Annotated in this window: 17 protein-coding genes; 8 read left to right on the forward strand and 9 right to left on the reverse strand. The window is 52.4% G+C overall.

All coding sequences use genetic code 11. The annotated features are described in order from the left end of the window. The first annotated feature begins 124 nt into the window (after nt 1-124). Both R0135_RS01175 and R0135_RS01180 read left to right on the forward strand, forming a co-directional pair. Entirely contained in the window at nt 125-1597 is a 1473-nt protein-coding gene (locus R0135_RS01175) for a DUF885 domain-containing protein (protein ID WP_407348437.1), read from the forward strand. Nucleotides 1598-1855: 258 nt separating this feature from the next. Beyond that, nucleotides 1856-1951 carry a PEP-CTERM sorting domain-containing protein gene (locus tag R0135_RS01180; RefSeq protein WP_407349857.1) on the forward strand — a complete coding sequence of 32 codons (96 nt, stop codon included), beginning with the start codon at nt 1856-1858 and terminating at the stop codon, nt 1949-1951. A gap of 93 nt (nt 1952-2044) precedes the next feature. Here the strand turns inward: R0135_RS01180 and R0135_RS01185 are convergent, their stop codons facing one another. Then, a complete protein-coding gene (locus R0135_RS01185; RefSeq protein WP_407348417.1) occupies nt 2045-3205 on the reverse strand; it encodes an IS30 family transposase in 1161 nt (386 codons plus the stop codon). A gap of 368 nt (nt 3206-3573) precedes the next feature. Here R0135_RS01185 and R0135_RS01190 point away from each other — a divergent pair, with 368 nt between their 5' ends. Beyond that, complete coding sequence (locus tag R0135_RS01190; RefSeq protein WP_407348438.1) at nt 3574-4338, forward strand: hypothetical protein; 765 nt, start codon at nt 3574-3576, stop codon at nt 4336-4338. A gap of 281 nt (nt 4339-4619) precedes the next feature. Here R0135_RS01190 and R0135_RS01195 read toward each other — a convergent pair whose 3' ends face one another. Together R0135_RS01195 and R0135_RS01200 are read right to left on the reverse strand one after the other, a co-directional pair. Then, nucleotides 4620-6053 (reverse strand): IS1182 family transposase, encoded by a 1434-nt coding sequence (locus R0135_RS01195; RefSeq protein ID WP_407346712.1) that lies wholly within the window; start codon nt 6051-6053, stop codon nt 4620-4622. 109 nt (nt 6054-6162) lie between these two features. Then, nucleotides 6163-6435, reverse strand: a complete 273-nt coding sequence (locus tag R0135_RS01200) for a DUF4242 domain-containing protein (RefSeq protein ID WP_407348439.1) — start codon at nt 6433-6435, stop codon at nt 6163-6165. A gap of 237 nt (nt 6436-6672) precedes the next feature. Between R0135_RS01200 and R0135_RS01205 the strand changes: the two genes are divergently transcribed. The 3 genes from R0135_RS01205 (at nt 6673) to R0135_RS01215 (ending at nt 8906) form a co-directional block, all read left to right on the forward strand. Further along, nucleotides 6673-7419: a hypothetical protein gene (locus R0135_RS01205; protein ID WP_407348440.1), complete on the forward strand. Its 747-nt coding sequence runs from the start codon at nt 6673-6675 to the stop codon at nt 7417-7419. A gap of 123 nt (nt 7420-7542) precedes the next feature. Continuing rightward, complete coding sequence (locus tag R0135_RS01210) at nt 7543-8703, forward strand: IS30 family transposase (protein WP_407348441.1); 1161 nt, start codon at nt 7543-7545, stop codon at nt 8701-8703. 74 nt (nt 8704-8777) lie between these two features. Beyond that, on the forward strand, nt 8778-8906 hold the full coding sequence (locus tag R0135_RS01215) for a hypothetical protein (RefSeq protein WP_407348442.1): 129 nt from the start codon (nt 8778-8780) through the stop codon (nt 8904-8906). Between the two features lie 125 nt (nt 8907-9031). Here R0135_RS01215 and R0135_RS01220 read toward each other — a convergent pair whose 3' ends face one another. Beyond that, a complete protein-coding gene (locus R0135_RS01220; RefSeq protein ID WP_407348443.1) occupies nt 9032-10003 on the reverse strand; it encodes a thrombospondin type 3 repeat-containing protein in 972 nt (323 codons plus the stop codon). 596 nt (nt 10004-10599) lie between these two features. Beyond that, a complete protein-coding gene (locus R0135_RS01225; protein WP_407348444.1) occupies nt 10600-11391 on the reverse strand; it encodes a hypothetical protein in 792 nt (263 codons plus the stop codon). A gap of 321 nt (nt 11392-11712) precedes the next feature. Between R0135_RS01225 and R0135_RS01230 the strand changes: the two genes are divergently transcribed. Beyond that, complete coding sequence (locus R0135_RS01230) at nt 11713-12246, forward strand: hypothetical protein (protein ID WP_407348445.1); 534 nt, start codon at nt 11713-11715, stop codon at nt 12244-12246. 329 nt (nt 12247-12575) lie between these two features. On the opposite strand, the gene R0135_RS01235 is transcribed toward R0135_RS01230, so the two are convergent. From R0135_RS01235 to R0135_RS01250, 4 genes are all read right to left on the reverse strand, one after another. Next, nucleotides 12576-14009 (reverse strand): IS1182 family transposase, encoded by a 1434-nt coding sequence (locus R0135_RS01235; protein ID WP_407346712.1) that lies wholly within the window; start codon nt 14007-14009, stop codon nt 12576-12578. A gap of 145 nt (nt 14010-14154) precedes the next feature. Beyond that, nucleotides 14155-14916 (reverse strand): hypothetical protein, encoded by a 762-nt coding sequence (locus tag R0135_RS01240; RefSeq protein WP_407348446.1) that lies wholly within the window; start codon nt 14914-14916, stop codon nt 14155-14157. A 166-nt stretch (nt 14917-15082) separates the two neighbouring features. Then, nucleotides 15083-15499: a hypothetical protein gene (locus tag R0135_RS01245; RefSeq protein ID WP_407348447.1), complete on the reverse strand. Its 417-nt coding sequence runs from the start codon at nt 15497-15499 to the stop codon at nt 15083-15085. 163 nt (nt 15500-15662) lie between these two features. Beyond that, complete coding sequence (locus R0135_RS01250; RefSeq protein WP_407348448.1) at nt 15663-15935, reverse strand: DUF4242 domain-containing protein; 273 nt, start codon at nt 15933-15935, stop codon at nt 15663-15665. Nucleotides 15936-16161: 226 nt separating this feature from the next. Here R0135_RS01250 and R0135_RS01255 point away from each other — a divergent pair, with 226 nt between their 5' ends. After that, nucleotides 16162-16893 carry a DUF6994 family protein gene (locus R0135_RS01255; RefSeq protein ID WP_407348449.1) on the forward strand — a complete coding sequence of 244 codons (732 nt, stop codon included), beginning with the start codon at nt 16162-16164 and terminating at the stop codon, nt 16891-16893. The last annotated feature ends 121 nt before the right edge of the window (nt 16894-17014 follow it).

The raw sequence follows: 17014 nt of genomic DNA on the forward strand, positions 1-17014 counted from the left end.
TGCAGTGCTTTGTGGTAGAACTGAGCGTGTCGTTGTGGCTGACCGTGATGGGCGTGAGAGCTCCCGAGGAGCGATCCGCACACAGCTAAAAAAAACTTGGTCACTAATTGAGAGGATACAAACATTGAAAATACTCCTGGCCCTGCCAATTGCCGCACTATTCGCATCGTGCGCATCGGATCAGGACAACCCTCTCGTGGCCGATAGTGGATTCGCCATGCCGGCTATTGAGCATTGCAACACCGACTTACGATATTTGAATCAAGTCGCCGGCTGGCAGGGTGCGTGGCCTTCTCGGTGGCAAGGGATAGTCGCGGCTGGGCCTGATAACGCCGATGAGTTCATTGAGTACTGGTCCTCTGCATCCAGAGCGCTTGCCGACTCGAAGGCCCGCTTGAGGCAGGGCGTTAGACGTGAAGAAACGGCCCCCCGGGCGGTTGTGCTTCGAATTCATCAACAAGTAGCCGATCTCTCGAATGAACTTTCGCAAACGAACTCAAAATACACTTTTCCCAATAGTGATCACGAAAATGCTCAGGCCTGGAATAAGCTGATTCGCAAGAGCGTAGCGCCTGCCGTAGCCGACTTTGAAGCGTTCCTTCAAGACGAGTATTTACCTGAAGCACAGGTGTCTCCCAGCCTCTCCGCGATCAAGGGCGGCGAAACATGCTTCGCCAACGCGGTGACGTGGTGGACGAGCCTCGTGATTTCGCAGGATGAGATAGAGAGGCTTGGCTGGAAGTACATTAACGAAACGCGCGCCGAACTTGTCAAAACCGGTAGTAACGGAGAATCACTAAAGGCAATACTTAGCCGATTAAGGCAGTCGGAAAAAAATGATGAAACGACCATCGATGAACTTCTAGATGTTTCGGAATCGGCGTTAGCGCGAGCCCACGCGAACACGCAGCTGGCGTTCTCAAAACAAGCGACCCATGAAATCGCAGTGACTAAACTGCCGCTACATATGCAATCGTCCTTTCCAGCTGGTCGTTATCTGGCGGCGTCTGAGCACGCTCCAGCGCAATATGTAATCAATCCATCAAGACCCAATGAGCGTCGGTTGATGGCGGAGGTCATTGCCTTTCACGAAGCCATTCCGGGTCATCATCTATGGGCGGCTTATCCTCGCGATACTCCTGTCGAAAAATACACTTCAGGTCTCTCAGGTATCACCGAAGGCTGGGCCATCTACTCAGAGTATGTGGCCGACGAAATGGGATTGTATTCATCCACCTATGATAGGCAGGGCATGATGGCAAAACATCTCTGGGCGGCAAGTCGCCTTGTCGTGGAGCCCGGCTTACATTTGCGTGGCTGGTCCCGCGAACAGGCAGTCTCCTTTATGCTCGAAAACACCCTAATGTCTCGAACAGAAATAGAGTTGGAGGTCGATCGGTATATAGCAATGCCGGGACAGTCGCTTAGCTATATTTTGGGCGCAAATCTGCTTCTAAGTGAACGCCAACGAGCCCGTGAGCAGATGGGCACTGCCTTTGATGTAAGAGCCTTTCATGATGTTGTGCTTGCGGCAGGAGCAAGGCCGTTACCGATCGTACGAGATGATATTAGGAAGTGGAGCGAGTCAAACCATTAGCTCAGAATTTAGCTGTCGATAATTCAATCGGGGCATCACGGCTGGACCCTGTAAATATTTCTGTGTAACTGGCAGGGTTAAATGTAGTGAGTCAAGCGGTCTTCAAATTCAATCGTAAATCGATTCAGGGCTAGCTTCCAACTGCGGATCAGCATGGTCTATTTTTTGATGTTTCGCGCCTCGCACCGGCTTAACGTTTTCTGATGTTTCTGCAGACAGGGAATCCTGTTGGCCACATTTAGTGGAGGCAGCCCCATAGTGCAGGTCATCCGCATCACAGAGGTCCCAGCGCCACCGATCCTGGCACTACTTGGCCTTGGTATACTTGGGCTTGCCTGGAAGTGTCGCAAGTAGGCCTAAACGGAACTCCAAATATTTAAGCCCACTTCGGTGAGCTTTTCATTGCATAAAATTCAGCGGTGCTAATGACCCAAAGTAGGTGCGAATTCAACTGGTCGATGCAACACACGCATTAAATCTAGCAGCCGGCGTTTCATACTCCAACGTCTTTCTTGGACGCTCATTTAACTGCCTCGCTACCCAGTCCAGCTCAGCCTGTGAGTAAATCGATAGGTCTGTATATTTGGGCAGGTATTCGCGCAGCAGACGATTGGTGTTTTCGTTGGAGCCACGTTGCCATGGACTCTTCGGATCACAGAAGTAGACTTTGATATTCGTCTCGAGCGTGAATTGAAGATGCCTCGTCATTTCTGATCCGCGGTCCCAGGTCAGTGACTTGTACAACTCGCTCGGCAGCTTTCTGGACTGCTTGATCAGCGCATTAACAACGGTCTCACTATTCTTCTTATCGATTTTTGCCAGCATCACGTAACGTGAGTGGCGCTCAACAAGTGTCGCTACACAGGTCTTGTTTGAGCCTTCGATAAGATCGCCTTCCCAATGACCAGGAACAGCGCGATCTTCTACTCCAGCCGGTCTCTCACTGATGGAGATAGCACCGGGAATCCCACCGAGGCCGTCATCTTTAAGGGTAGAGGTTCGTGCCCGCCGGATATGGCGCTTCGAGCGCAGATATTCTTGAAGCTCCTTTTTCAGTGCTCCACGCGCCTGAATGAAGAGGCTGCGATAAATCGTCTCGTGCGACACCTGGTTCCAATCGTCTCCTGGATACTCTCGCTTTAACCACCCTGCAATTTGCTGCGGCGACCATTTGATCCGAAGCTTGGTCTCGACTTGCTGACAAAGCGTTCGGTTCAAAACCAGTCTACAGGCTTTGGGTCGAAGCGCTCGAGTCCACGCATTCTTGTCGGCGAGAGTGGCTCGATACTCGTCTGCGCCGCCATTCCTGTTGATCTCTCGGCTAATGGTTGAAGGGGCGCGTCCTAGATCTTTGGCGATCGTTCTAATGGGTAGCCCGGCAACGATACCTCTGGAGATCTCCTCTCGTTCAGACAGCGAAAGGGATCGATCAGGTCGTTTTCTTACCGGTGGACGAATGCCGCCAGTGCGCGAAAGGTATCCATGAATAGACGATGAGGTTCGATGATGTGATCGGGCAATCGACTTAACCGAATCACCCACTTTGTATCGATCCCAAATTTTGGATCTCTCTTCATCGGTGTACTTTCGCTTGATCCTTCGAGGCATATCGCAACACTCCCAGTTTTATTGAAAATAACAGGGTGTTGCACTGATCAGTTGAATTCGCAGGCGAAAGCGGTCCTTCAATAGTGTTCGGGCGCGGTATTCGCTAATTCGTCAAAAACCGCTTGCAAAGCTTATCGGGAATGTCTGCTTTTGATTCATTTCAACAATACCTGTCAGATAAAGCGTAGCCGTTTTATTGGCTAGGCCTTTTTTGTCTGTGCAACCCTAGGACACAGTTTCGTCGCTTTTTTGTAGTCGGCAAGCCATGTATTAGCCCCTCGCTACCAGGTGCAGTCAAGCGCTCGTGGCTTGCATGAAGTGTTGTTGCTGTACTATGCGTTCAGGCTTTCTTCTTCATCATTCGACTTATGCTTTTTCGACGACTCGCTGACGCTTTTAGGAATCAGGATTGGTTTACGGTTTGGATTGAATTTGTAATCGTTGTCTTCGGTATTTTCGTTGGCTTACAAGTCAACGGCTGGAACGAAAATCGACTGGATCGAGCCCAAGAGCAGGTCAGTCTCGACCGGTTGTTGGAAGAGGCCGAAATGTCCGTCGGCCACATCCAGTACGTCACCGAAGAAGCGGATTCTATAATCGGTTCACAACGAAAGTTGCTCGAGATCATGTCCGGTGATGATCCGCTGCCAGCCAACACTGCGCCCGCCGAGTGGGGATTTGCGACGCTCAACTTTATGATGGCAGTCACCCCGCCACGGACGGTATACGACGAGCTAGAAGCGACAGGGGGCCTAGCTTTGATTCGCTCGCAGTCGGTGCGCGAATCCATATCACGCTATCATGAGACACTCGCGAACTTTGTGTCCCAGCTAAACTATTTCAGACAAGGCTCTTTTTCGGCGGGTGCTAACCCGATTCTTGCGGCGCATGAGTTCGTGCAAGCCGAGTATGATCCAGACAGTGAAGTAGGTCGCCGGTATGTTTTTGACTGGCCGGGGCTGCGCGCCGATACGAGGTTGAGGGGTCTGTTTGTCGCGAAATTGCGAAATCAAATCGTGATCAACAAAAACCGAGAATGGGTGCTTATCCGAGCACAAGCTATGTGCGACGCTATTGCCGAGGAAGTGGGTCGAAGCTGCAGTGTTAAAAAAATGCTCGATGAACTGCAATAGGCCCGCGTTCGACAGTCAAACCGCGTAATCAGAGGTTAGCGACGGTAGTTAGGTGCGAAAGCGGTCACTGGCGAGGTCGCCTGACACCTCAGACTGTGTCAAAACTCGCTTCGCCACTTCTCGCACTGATTTACTGCGCACAGCAGATCCGCTCGACTCAATGAGCAGCCCTTGCAGCATCGTAGATTTCCTTGGCAATTATTGGGGTTTCAAAGTGCGTCGCTCAGGATCGCGCACACGCGGCCTCAGATCATGGGTTTCGAGAAGCAAAATGAGGCTGCTTAGCCTCTTATCGCTGCCATCAGCGGCACAACCCCAAACATCTGCAACATCCGTTTGAGATTGTAGGACAGGACATGCAGGCTCATCTCCGTGCTGACGTGTTTGAGCGTCTTCATCTGGAAGTGCGTCGGCCCGAGCCAGGATTTGATCGTGCCAAAGGGATGTTCCACTGTGCTGCCGCGAATGCGCATGCAGTTCGACAGTCGGTCCACCCGATCTTCCATGGCCTCTAATATTTCTTCATGTTCCCAGCGACCCATGCGGCGCTGCTTGCCCGTCGTGCACTTTGGTCTTAACTCGCATTGTGGACAGGCTGACGACCAGTAACGACGCATCGCTTTATCTGTGGAGTCATCCGTGAACCGATAGATCAATCGTTGGCCCGCCGGGCATTCGTACTCGTCATCTTCCGGCCGATAAACAAAGTCTGCTCGATCAAATAATCCTTTCGCCTGGTTGTTCGAGGTTTGGGTCTTGGGCACGTAGGCCGTAATGCCCGCGTTCGCACAAGCCAGTATCTCAGCCCCACTAAAGTAACCACGGTCCGCCAGCACTGACAGGTCTTCGCTGTCGAGCGCTTCTTTGGCTTGGATTGCCATGTTAGCCAGTTGCGAGCGATCGTGGCCGATGTTCGTCACTTCGTGCGCCACGATCAAGTGGTGCTCGGTGTCGACAGCGGCCTGTACGTTGTAGCCGACAATCGCTTTGCTGCGCGCTGCGGTGGACATCACCCGGGCGTCGGGATCAGTCAGGGAGATTTGTTGGTCCGGTGTTGCCAGCATCCGGACCTCCAGCTTTTTTAGTGCCTGAATCTCCTCTTTAAGGGCTGCGATTTTATGTTCCAGTCGATCGGTCTTGGTATGACTTGCTTCACTATCGCGCCGGTCGGCGCTGGCGATCTGCCCCAGATAGCGGGCAATGCTGTCATCGATCTGCTCCAGGCGTTTCTTGATCTTGGCTTTGCTGAAGTTGCGATTACGGTTGTTCACCGCTTTGAACTTGCTGCCATCAATGGCCACAAAGGCATCGCTAAACAAATTGAGCTTGCGGCACAGCATGACGAACTCCCGGCACACCAGACGAATCGCTTCGCCGTTATTCTTGCGAAAGTCAGCAATGGTTTTGAAGTCCGGCGTCAGTCTGCCGGTCAGCCACATCAGCTCCACATTACGCCCGACTTCACGCTCCAATCGCCGGGAAGACTGGATGCGATTGAGGTAGCCGTAGATATAGAGCTTCAACATCATGGCCGGGTGGTAAGCGGGCCGACCTGTGACTGCGGGCACTGTTTTGAAACCCAAACCGGAAAGATCTAAATCATTGACGAACACGTCGATAACGCGAACCGCGTTCTCTTCTGCGATGTAATCATCAATGCGTTCAGGGAACAGCGTCGCCTGTGATCGGCTTTCGCCCTCGATGAATCCACTCATGGCAGCAACTCTTCAGCGAGAAAGTCAGATCATATCTCGTCGAAGAGTTTTCACACAGTCTGACCTCAAAGGGGAAACCCTGCAGTGCACAGTGAACTACCGGGCAAACTCATTCAGCTGTAGTCGGATCGATAACGGCCTTTACTTCTGCGACGCTGTTAGCTGGAAATCCACCCTGGCTGGCATGCTCCCTGACAAGCTCTTCGTTCGGCGCGATGTACACACAGTAGATTTTATCATCCGTCACATAGCTCTGAAGCCACTGAATTTGTGGTCCGAGGTCTTTTAACACGCCACATGATGTCTGGGAGATACCATGAAGCTCATCGGCCGAAAGATTTCCTGCCCCAGGGATTTCTCTTTCTATTACATATCTTGGCATTTGTAAGACTCCTAGTTAAACGATTCAAACGTTGCACAAAGACAGTGTAGTCCAAAGTCCCGGATTAGGTGCGCGGCGGTTTATGGTGATGTCGCCTAACACCTCAAGCCAGTCATTCGGCCTGCGATACCTGGCTCTGACTCGACCGCCGCTTTCGGCCAGAACTGCACTCAGCGCTTTCCAAAAAGACCTCGCTAACCCATGATCCCCTCCGAATGTTTCAAAGTGGCTTGAAAAATGCGTCTTAGCAGAATTACAAAACACATCTATGACCAAAACTGGTTCGCAGTCGGTATCGACTTGATAATTGTGGTGATCGGCGTATTCATCGGTATACAAGTCAGCAATTGGAGCAATGACCGCGCTGAAATGAATCAAGAAACGGTTTACCTAGCTGAGCTTCAAGAGGATTTTAGAAAAATCGTAGAGGAACTGGAGAGCGACATCGCCGCGTATGATGGCATTGTAGAAGCGATGTCGTTCCTACTCGCTGAATCCCGTAAAGTCAAATCAGTCTTCTCGTCCGAAGACTTGACCCTGGCAGCAAAAAAGCTGGTCAGCATGGTCGGCACCGAGATCGTTTCTGATACTTACTCCAACCTCACTGGATCAGGCGACTTGGCCATCATTCGAAGTCGAGAGATCAAGACCTCAATGGCGTCGTTTTTTGCCCGCTACGAAGTGGTAAAGCTAGTCGCCACTACGCATGAGTTACAGCTGGTGAATATTTTCCAACCCTATGCGATCGCAAACCTTGACTACGTCAGTCTTCTACCCGATAACCGCAGTGTTCTACCGGCTGCGGGATTTAGTTCCGAAATAATCGCCAGCGAGTTACGGTCTAGAAAATTTCGGAATGTCGTGGCTGTGAAATGGGATATTGCGACCGATCTTATAGGTATATTGGACTCCGCCTTACTCGACGCCCGACGGGTGCAGGCCCTGTTGTCTAAAGAAGTCTCTCAGCTAAGGAGCAGTGGGTAGGATCCGCTTTGGGTCGACACGAGCTCCTTTTAAAGAACATAAGCTAAATTCCGCTACTAGGTGCGAATTCAACTGATCAATGCAACACCCTGTTATTTTCAGTAAAACTGGGAGTGTTGCGATATGCCTCGAAGGATCAAGCGAAAGTACACCGATGAAGAGAGATCCAAAATTTGGGATCGATACAAAGTGGGTGATTCGGTTAAGTCGATTGCCCGATCACATCATCGAACCTCATCGTCTATTCATGGATACCTTTCGCGCACTGGCGGCATTCGTCCACCGGTAAGAAAGCGACCCGATCGATCCCTTTCGCTGTCTGAACGAGAGGAGATCTCCAGAGGTATCGTTGCCGGGCTACCCATTAGAACGATCACCAAAGATCTAGGACGCGCCCCTTCAACAATTAGCCGAGAGATCAACAGGAATGGCGGCGCAGACGAGTATCGAGCCACTCTCGCCGACAAGAATGCATGGACTCGAGCGCTTCGCCCCAAAGCCTGTAGACTGGTTTTGAACCGAATGCTTTGTCAGCAAGTCGAGACCAAGCTTCGGATCAAATGGTCGCCTCAGCAGATAGCGGGGTGGTTAAAGCGAGAGTATCCAGGAGACGATTGGAACCAAGTGTCGCACGAGACGATTTATCGCAGCCTCTTCATTCAGGCGCGTGGAGCACTGAAAAAGGAGCTTCAAGAATATCTGCGCTCGAAGCGCCATATCCGGCGGGCACGAACCTCTACCCTTAAAGATGACGGCCTCGGTGGCATTCCCGGTGCTATCTCCATCAGTGAGAGACCGGCTTCGATAGAAGATCGCGCTGTTCCTGGTCATTGGGAAGGCGATCTTATCGAAGGCTCAAACAAAACCTGTGTAGCGACACTTGTTGAGCGCCACTCACGCTACGTGATGCTGGCAAAAATCGATAGGAAGAATAGTGAGACCGTTGTTAATGCGCTGATCAAGCAGTCCAGAAAGCTGCCGAGCGAGTTGTACAAGTCACTGACCTGGGACCGCGGATCAGAAATGACGAGGCATCTTCAATTCACGCTCGAGACGAATATCAAAGTCTACTTCTGTGATCCGAAGAGTCCATGGCAACGTGGCTCCAACGAAAACACCAATCGTCTGCTGCGCGAATACCTGCCCAAATATACAGACCTATCGATTTACTCACAGGCTGAGCTGGACTGGGTAGCGAGGCAGTTAAATGAGCGTCCAAGAAAGACGTTGGAGTATGAAACGCCGGCTGCTAGATTTAATGCGTGTGTTGCATCGACCGGTTGAGTTCGCAGCTAGGAGCGGCCTGTGTGATAACAATCCGTTCGACCTAGCAATGCGTGGGTCTCTACGAGGAGATCATGCGGATGAACCCTGAGCGGGTGTTTTTCCTGAATCGTCCCGTGCTGCTCGTGATGACGGCGGTGCTCTGTGTGGGTGTGGCCACCGCGATGTGGTTCATGCTAAGTGCCAGGCGCCAGCCCGAGTAGCCAGCTGTCGATTTACCCGGCCGTTCTTGGCGGGCGTGTTGAGACACGGTCGCCGAACCCATTGAATCCCCCGACCCCTTCCTAAATCCTCTCGGACCCTCGCGGCTTTGGCGTATCCGCTTAACTCAGCCTGCGGTGCACTCGTTTGTCACCCCGGGGGCTCCATCGTCGCAATCATCACCATTGGTCACGTAGCCATCGGGTGCGAAGCAGGAATCTTGCTCAACAGAGCCTGCGGGATCTCCAAATCCGTCGCCATCAAAGTCGGGGTAGTAGGTAATGCCGACGCATGCGCTTGTGCATCCTTCAGGCGTCGCTGGCTGTGCATTACAAGACCAGCCAATTTCTCCGCCGCACTGCCATGCACCAGTACAAGTCCCGTACTGATTGGTGAATTCGCAGGCTTCTGAAGGCTCGATCACTCCTTCGTCGATCGCCCCATCGCCATCGTTGTCTACACCGTCGCACGTTTCTATGACGGGCTCGACTGCGCACATGAAGTCCGATGTGCAAACCTGGCCCGCGCCGCAGCTTCCGCACGACCCACCGCATCCATCTGAACCGCAGGCCTTTCCGCTGCAATCCGGCGTACACGCGACGGGCTCGCAGACATCGCCAAAGCCATTGAGATTGTTGTCTGTCTGGTCGGGGTTCGCTGTAGAGACGCAGTTGTCGCAGAAGTCTCCAACGCCGTCGCTATCGGCATCTGCCTGATCTGGATTTGGCTGCGACGCGCAGTTGTCGCAAGCGTCTCCCACGCCGTCACCGTCCGTATCCAATTGATCAGCGTTCGGCGTGGCAACGCAATTATCTGCGCTGTCCGGAACGCCATCGCCGTCGCTATCTACTGGTACGGGGGTTTCACAGGGGAGCGGTTCTCCGCCTGAAGCTTTGACAAAGTTCTCCTTCAACGAAGCGCACGCTTGAGCAGGCGCGCTCGGGCTGCCATCACAATCGAGGGATTCACAGTAGGCATTACAAAGGCCATACAGGCGTCCATCCATGCTTGCGCATTCGCTATCTTTCTTGGCGTTGACGCTCATGGATAAGAGGGCGCCAATTGCGATGGATGTGATGGATGCAATTATGAGCTTCATATTTATGGCCTTTCCGGGGCACCGGCTTAACGGGTGCGGATTAGGAACCTATAGTACGTAAAAGACCGTTTGTCCATCATGGATATTCCCGGGTCGAAAGCCCGTGTGGCAGATACTCGCCCGTTGAATCCCCGCCCCCCCATTGTCTATCCTCGCGGCCCTTCGCGACGCTGGCGTAGCTCAGTAGGTAGAGCAGCTGATTTGTAAGACCTCGGAGAGGCGAAACAGCGCGTCGAAAGCCGATGAAAAGCAACGAGTTTTTCTGGCTCGTTGGTCCCATCAAGCAACCGACCGAACGTATTCCGGACCTCTGCAGAGGGCGTTTCGTGCCGCCTAATCCGCAAGTCGAAGATTCGTAACACCTTTTCGAAACCGAACACCGATCCAGAACCGAATGAGCGGCAACTCTGGGTCGACAGCGGTCCCCTTAAGATCATAAGCCAACCGACCGCTGCTAGGCGAAAGTGGTTGCGCTGAAAACTTCCGCAAACACCTCGGAGCGGCCGGACGGTGAATATCAAATCAGGTGGTTTTTAGGGCAGCAATCGGCCAATAGCGGCCTTTTCGATCTTAGCGGGTCTAGTAAAGCGACTCACTCAAGACTGGCGGACGTAAGGTATACACGATGCCGCCTGCCGACCCTCAACCTCGACGATACCGCCAAACTGGTCCTTCCGGATATTCGCGATGTGGTCTCGCAAACCTTCCAGCCGAGCGATATTTTTGCGAAAATTCTGGTCCGCCCGCTCCTGGTGTTCGACCAGCCTGAGAATCATGTTCGCCAGGACCGAATTCGACCAGAAGACGCTTTCGTCGTAATCGATCACGAGCGGCTTGTCGGGACTTGGCTCCGGGGTGGCAACTACCCTGTAGTGTTTGTTGAGCTCCTCGCGGTAGTGCAGCGCCATCTCTGCAGCCTCGTCTTCGTACCGTTCATTCCATTTGAATTCATTTTCTACGTCAGTCAAATGCTGACGCAATGACCAGTCGCGTATCAGCTGAATATTACCGGTTGCACGGAGTTCCTCTACCGTACCCCAGGACAGTCGCGCCCGATTGACTACTCCCAGGAAGTACAGCCCGTATTCAAAGCTCCGCCTGGCGTCTTCGGGCAGATGTCCGTTATCGATCACCTCCCGCAGCAGTCTGCCGTGCGCGAGGCGCACATCATTCCAGCGCAAGCCTGATTCCTCGGTCTCCAGCAGGCATTCGAAGTCATTCTGCAGGCGCGCCAGGTACTGGCGCTCCAGCGCGATATTCTCACGCTGCTGATTCCACCCTTCCACCTGCAGCGCAATGAAGATACCCACTACGACTATCAGAACTTCTATGCAGACCAGAACCCAATCCTGATTACGGACGTGCTTCGCGAGCCGCCTCAAGAGCATTTAGTCTCCTTCATTGGTTGTTTGGCGCAGAGACGAAACGATAACTCACAAGTCCGCATCCACTAAAGCAGCAGCCGCTACGGGTCGGGAGCGGACCTTTGAAGTTCCAGCCTATCAGTGTCTCTTCCTAGGCGAAAGCGGTCATGCTGGTAACTTCCGCTAACACCTCAAAGGAGACCTTAGGCGACGGTTAGATGAACCGGAACAATGGCTGCAATCGGCGGCCCAGATCGTCCGCTTCTCACACCTAGCTCGGATACAGCTTTTGATATGAAGGCTGCCGGGATACTCTCCAAGTGAAACCCATCGCTGGAGGACGTAATGAAGCTTTCCCAACTCAACGACTACGTACAGACGTTAGCGACGATCGGTGCAATCGCCGGACTGTTACTCGTAGCCTATGAAATACGGCAGTCGACTCGTATTGCTTTGGCTGAGTCCTATCGCGACGGTAACTTAAATTCCGTCAACATGCTCTTGATTGGCCTCGAATCCGGAATCTCTGGTCCATTAATCAAGGCAGAGACTCAGCCGGAAGCTCTCACGCCAGAAGAAAAGATGGCTGTTAGTGTTTGGTTAAAATCGCATCTGCGGGCCTTTGCCAACGAATACAGTCAGATAGATGCATTGGGTGTGAATCTAGAGGAGGAACGCCGCTTATATGACCAACACGTGGAGCGTGCCGTCCCGGTAATATTTAGCAGTGCCTGGTCGAGGGCGTGGTTTTATCAGGAAGGGGCGTCGATGGTGCCGCGAGTTTCGGAAGTGGTAGGTCGTGTGCTTGAGAAACATCCGCCGAAAAACAGGACCGACGTATTCAAGCAGATAGATGAGATGGCCACGACGATTGAGTGATGCCCCTCAGGTGAGACGGGGTTGCTGAAACCTAAACCGCCATCTGCTTCGGGTCGGAAGCTGTCACCGCGCTTGGCCCGAACCGAACGTCTCAGAATAGGCGAAAGCGGTCATGCTGGTAACTTCCGCTTCCACCTCAGACTGTGTCAAAACTCGCTTCGCCACTTCTCGCACTGATTTACTGCGCACAGCAGATCCGCTCGACTCAATGAGCAGCCCTTGCAGCATCGTAGATTTCCTTGGCAATTATTGGGGTTTCAAAGTGCGTCGCTCTGGATCGCGCACACGCGGCCTCAGATCATGGGTTTCGAGAAGCAAAATGAGGCTGCTTAGCCTCTTATCGCTGCCATCAGCGGCACAACCCCAAACATCTGCAACATCCGTTTGAGATTGTAGGACAGGACATGCAGGCTCATCTCCGTGCTGACGTGTTTGAGCGTCTTCATCTGGAAGTGCGTCGGCCCGAGCCAGGATTTGATCGTGCCAAAGGGATGTTCCACTGTGCTGCCGCGAATGCGCATGCAGTTCGACAGTCGGTCCACCCGATCTTCCATGGCCTCTAATATTTCTTCATGTTCCCAGCGACCCATGCGGCGCTGCTTGCCCGTCGTGCACTTTGGTCTTAACTCGCATTGTGGACAGGCTGACGACCAGTAACGACGCATCGCTTTATCTGTGGAGTCATCCGTGAACCGATAGATCAATCGTTGGCCCGCCGGGCATTCGTACTCGTCATCTTCCGGCCGATAAACAAAGTCTGCTCGATCAAATAATCCTTTCGCCTGGTTGTTCGAGGTTTGGGTCTTGGGCACGTAGGCCGTAATGCCCGCGTTCGCACAAGCCAGTATCTCAGCCCCACTAAAGTAACCACGGTCCGCCAGCACTGACAGGTCTTCGCTGTCGAGCGCTTCTTTGGCTTGGATTGCCATGTTAGCCAGTTGCGAGCGATCGTGGCCGATGTTCGTCACTTCGTGCGCCACGATCAAGTGGTGCTCGGTGTCGACAGCGGCCTGTACGTTGTAGCCGACAATCGCTTTGCTGCGCGCTGCGGTGGACATCACCCGGGCGTCGGGATCAGTCAGGGAGATTTGTTGGTCCGGTGTTGCCAGCATCCGGACCTCCAGCTTTTTTAGTGCCTGAATCTCCTCTTTAAGGGCTGCGATTTTATGTTCTAGTCGATCGGTCTTGGTATGACTTGCTTCACTATCGCGCCGGTCGGCGCTGGCGATCTGCCCCAGATAGCGGGCAATGCTGTCATCGATCTGCTCCAGGCGTTTCTTGATCTTGGCTTTGCTGAAGTTGCGATTACGGTTGTTCACCGCTTTGAACTTGCTGCCATCAATGGCCACAAAGGCATCGCTAAACAAATTGAGCTTGCGGCACAGCATGACGAACTCCCGGCACACCAGACGAATCGCTTCGCCGTTATTCTTGCGAAAGTCAGCAATGGTTTTGAAGTCCGGCGTCAGTCTGCCGGTCAGCCACATCAGCTCCACATTACGCCCGACTTCACGCTCCAATCGCCGGGAAGACTGGATGCGATTGAGGTAGCCGTAGATATAGAGCTTCAACATCATGGCCGGGTGGTAAGCGGGCCGACCTGTGACTGCGGGCACTGTTTTGAAACCCAAACCGGAAAGATCTAAATCATTGACGAACACGTCGATAACGCGAACCGCGTTCTCTTCTGCGATGTAATCATCAATGCGTTCAGGGAACAGCGTCGCCTGTGATCGGCTTTCGCCCTCGATGAATCCACTCATGGCAGCAACTCTTCAGCGAGAAAGTCAGATCATATCTCGTCGAAGAGTTTTCACACAGTCTGGCCTCATAGCTGCCATTGGCTGAGCGATAAATCTGGCGGCCGGCGGCCAGAAGGGGACAGTCAAGGTCGGCACCAGCCGAGACTTAACGTCTCTCGATTTCCTCACTTATGAGATCGACCGCTCTTTGAGCAGCCAAGTTTTGATCACGGAGTGTTAGAGGCAACGAAACAATGGCGCCGACCCACTCAGTTAGATGCCGCTCAATGCTCGGATCATCAATGACCTCATTGACTAGCATCGTCGCCTCACCTGGCGGAATTCCTTCCGGGCAATTAAGATTGTATTTTTCGATGCCATCCACAAGCGACCAACATTTCTCCCAGTAGTATTCCTGAGCCTCAATGTTGATCACTTGCCTGACTAAAGACCGATAGACTGGTAATACATCAAATCCGTTAACGTTGCCGTCAACTTGCGCAAGGTATGCTTCAACTGCCTTAGTTATCAAGGCGCTCGTTGGAAACCCCTGGTCGCGCATGTTCCGGTAGCTAGAATGATTAATTTCCAAACTCTGCCACTGGGATGCATGCATGAAGTCCACGAGCCGATCCCAGCATGCCGTTATGCATTCGTTATTAGTATCCAGGAATGCCAACGAGCGCCGACCCGCTTCAGCCGCCTGATCGTACGCCTCGCCTTTTGCCCGGGTTAGGAGGATCGATGATCGTAGTTCGTTCCTAAGCTCGATCAACGCCTCGGTCTCTTTCTTATATTCCGCTCTGGCCTCGTTCCAATTCGCCACCTGAATACCGATAAACACACCGATGACAACGATGGAGAAGTCTAAGCCAACAGCAAACCAATTTTGCTCTTTCAAGTGTTTTGTCAGGCTGCGGAGAATCATAGACTGCTTGGTCCTTATAGGCTTTTCGCTTGCTTTGATGGCAATTAGAGCACAGTCGGAGCGCCTAAAAGTAGGCGGAAGCGGCACCTGGCAATGTCGCTTAACACCTCATTCCGGCCGTAGAGAATCAGTCTATTTAAGTTATTCAGAGGGCCGCTGTTGGCAATTAACTGCCGTCTGAAACGTGCATCCACCCAACTGATAAGCCCTCGGCCGTCTCCATGCCCACCCCAGTGGCCTTCCGTTGGCCGTCTGCCAGCCAATCAACGTGATAGATAGGCCCCACTTTTTCGATATGCAAGTCGTACTCGTCTCCAACCGCTCCATCTTCAAAGTAATAACGCACGTGGTATTGACCGGCGTAGCCTTGGGCTGGTCCACCAGTTGCGATACCAGCGCCCCGATACTGTGTTGAATAAAGCCAACGTGCGTTCAGAGTTCCCGGGGCGTGGCTCTTGGTATACAGCACGAAACCAACATTGGTTATGTCATCGTCTACCGTATGGTCCGCGAAGGTCGCGCCGACAAAAGTCATCATTGAGGCCCAGATTGCGAACCCCCAAAACACAGTAATTTTGTTCATCTTAAGGTCGCTCATTATTTGGTTAGGATGCCGCTCCAAAATCATCATACTGCCTCAACGGTAAAATCAAGCTTTCTATAATTCACCGAGCGGCTAGCTTCCTTGCTTCCGCATCCACCTCAAAGGGAAAATCCTGCAGTGCACAGTGAACTACCGGGCAAACTCATTCAGCTGTAGTCGGATCGATAACGGCCTTTACTTCTGCGACGCTGTTAGCTGGAAATCCACCCTGACTGGCATGCTCCCTAACAAGCTCTTCGTTCGGCGCGATGTACACACAGTAGATTTTATCATCCGTCACATAGCTCTGAAGCCACTGAATTTGTGGTCCGAGGTCTTTTAACACGCCACATGATGTCTGGGAGATACCATGAAGTTCATCGGCCGAGAGACTTCCTGCCCCAGGGATTTCTCTTTCTATTACATATCTTGGCATTTGTAAGACTCCTAGTTAAACGATTCAAGCGTTGGACAAAGGCAGTGTAGCCCAAAGCCCCGGATTAGGTGCGCGGCGGTTTACGGTGATGTCGCCTAACACCTCAAAGGAGACCTTAGGCGACGGTCAGATAAACCGGAATTAACGGTTGCCATCGGCCGGGAGCGGTCACTTATCCGCTACAGCAGGGTGGCGTTTATGACGGAACAGAGCGATAGTCTCGTTCATGATTGATACCAACTTTGATTTCCGCACAGACACCCCGACTGGTAAGGACCCAGACGCTCATAGCCGAACGCTGCGGACTTACCATAAGCTCCTATGGAGCAAGACACTGCCCTGTGGGCAGGTCTTCGAACTGGATGATTCCATCCGAGGTCACTACTTGCTGGATCGCTCCTCGATCGGCGAGTTTTCTCTGACCAGCGATGCAATCACCCATTCATACAAGTACGTAAAGCGCATGCAGCATATTATCGGTGCATTGCCACTAGATTATGTGGAGTCGCTTTTTTCGCGTGGTTGCACGATTGGTAGCTACATTGTTTTCCCCGGCAAAAAAATAGGTGGGAAGATGAATATCAACGGCGCAAGAGGCTGCAACGCAAAAATCGGAGACCGCTTTGACCTCACGCTAGAGTGCATACGGCGCCATTACTTTGGAATCGAAAGCCCGCTGGCAGAAGTTCTTGCGAGGTATGGGGATTACTTCAAACTGTTCGAAAGCTTTCAGGGCTATGTTGAGTATTTTCTTCTCCAAGATTTGGTCACTGAAGACTTTAGCGCAGTGAAATTCTATCTCCCTTTCACAGAATTTCAGACCTCTCCATACCCGGCAAGTGTGGAGGACTACATGATCTACAACGAGGGCACCATAGCCTTCATCAATGGTCGCAATGACCGAATACGGCAGAAGGCAAGTTCATCGGATTCAGGCTTGGTCGAGCCGATCAACTAGCACTAACGCCTAGCCTACATCCGTGCCCTTATCTCTCATGCGCTGAGTAACGCAACCATCTGAAATGCCGCACGCACTGTCTGCAGAGTCTCGTGATTGTAGGACTCAATTATGACGAAGG

The sequence above is a fragment of the Congregibacter variabilis genome (assembly GCF_045689235.1).
Classification (GTDB): Bacteria; Pseudomonadota; Gammaproteobacteria; order Pseudomonadales; family Halieaceae; genus Congregibacter; species Congregibacter variabilis.

Excerpts from the sequence above, each read along its gene's own strand:
- R0135_RS01185 (WP_407348417.1), bottom strand. The coding sequence starts at position 3,205 with ATGCCTCGAAGGATCAAGCGAAAGTACACCGATGAAGAGAGATCCAAA.
- R0135_RS01190 (WP_407348438.1), top strand. The coding sequence starts at position 3,574 with ATGCTTTTTCGACGACTCGCTGACGCTTTTAGGAATCAGGATTGGTTT.
- R0135_RS01195 (WP_407346712.1), bottom strand. The coding sequence starts at position 6,053 with ATGAGTGGATTCATCGAGGGCGAAAGCCGATCACAGGCGACGCTGTTC.
- R0135_RS01200 (WP_407348439.1), bottom strand. The coding sequence starts at position 6,435 with ATGCCAAGATATGTAATAGAAAGAGAAATCCCTGGGGCAGGAAATCTT.
- R0135_RS01205 (WP_407348440.1), top strand. The coding sequence starts at position 6,673 with ATGCGTCTTAGCAGAATTACAAAACACATCTATGACCAAAACTGGTTC.
- R0135_RS01210 (WP_407348441.1), top strand. The coding sequence starts at position 7,543 with ATGCCTCGAAGGATCAAGCGAAAGTACACCGATGAAGAGAGATCCAAA.
- R0135_RS01215 (WP_407348442.1), top strand. The coding sequence starts at position 8,778 with ATGCGGATGAACCCTGAGCGGGTGTTTTTCCTGAATCGTCCCGTGCTG.
- R0135_RS01220 (WP_407348443.1), bottom strand. The coding sequence starts at position 10,003 with ATGAAGCTCATAATTGCATCCATCACATCCATCGCAATTGGCGCCCTC.
- R0135_RS01225 (WP_407348444.1), bottom strand. The coding sequence starts at position 11,391 with ATGCTCTTGAGGCGGCTCGCGAAGCACGTCCGTAATCAGGATTGGGTT.
- R0135_RS01230 (WP_407348445.1), top strand. The coding sequence starts at position 11,713 with ATGAAGCTTTCCCAACTCAACGACTACGTACAGACGTTAGCGACGATC.
- R0135_RS01235 (WP_407346712.1), bottom strand. The coding sequence starts at position 14,009 with ATGAGTGGATTCATCGAGGGCGAAAGCCGATCACAGGCGACGCTGTTC.
- R0135_RS01240 (WP_407348446.1), bottom strand. The coding sequence starts at position 14,916 with ATGATTCTCCGCAGCCTGACAAAACACTTGAAAGAGCAAAATTGGTTT.
- R0135_RS01245 (WP_407348447.1), bottom strand. The coding sequence starts at position 15,499 with ATGAACAAAATTACTGTGTTTTGGGGGTTCGCAATCTGGGCCTCAATG.
- R0135_RS01250 (WP_407348448.1), bottom strand. The coding sequence starts at position 15,935 with ATGCCAAGATATGTAATAGAAAGAGAAATCCCTGGGGCAGGAAGTCTC.
- R0135_RS01255 (WP_407348449.1), top strand. The coding sequence starts at position 16,162 with ATGATTGATACCAACTTTGATTTCCGCACAGACACCCCGACTGGTAAG.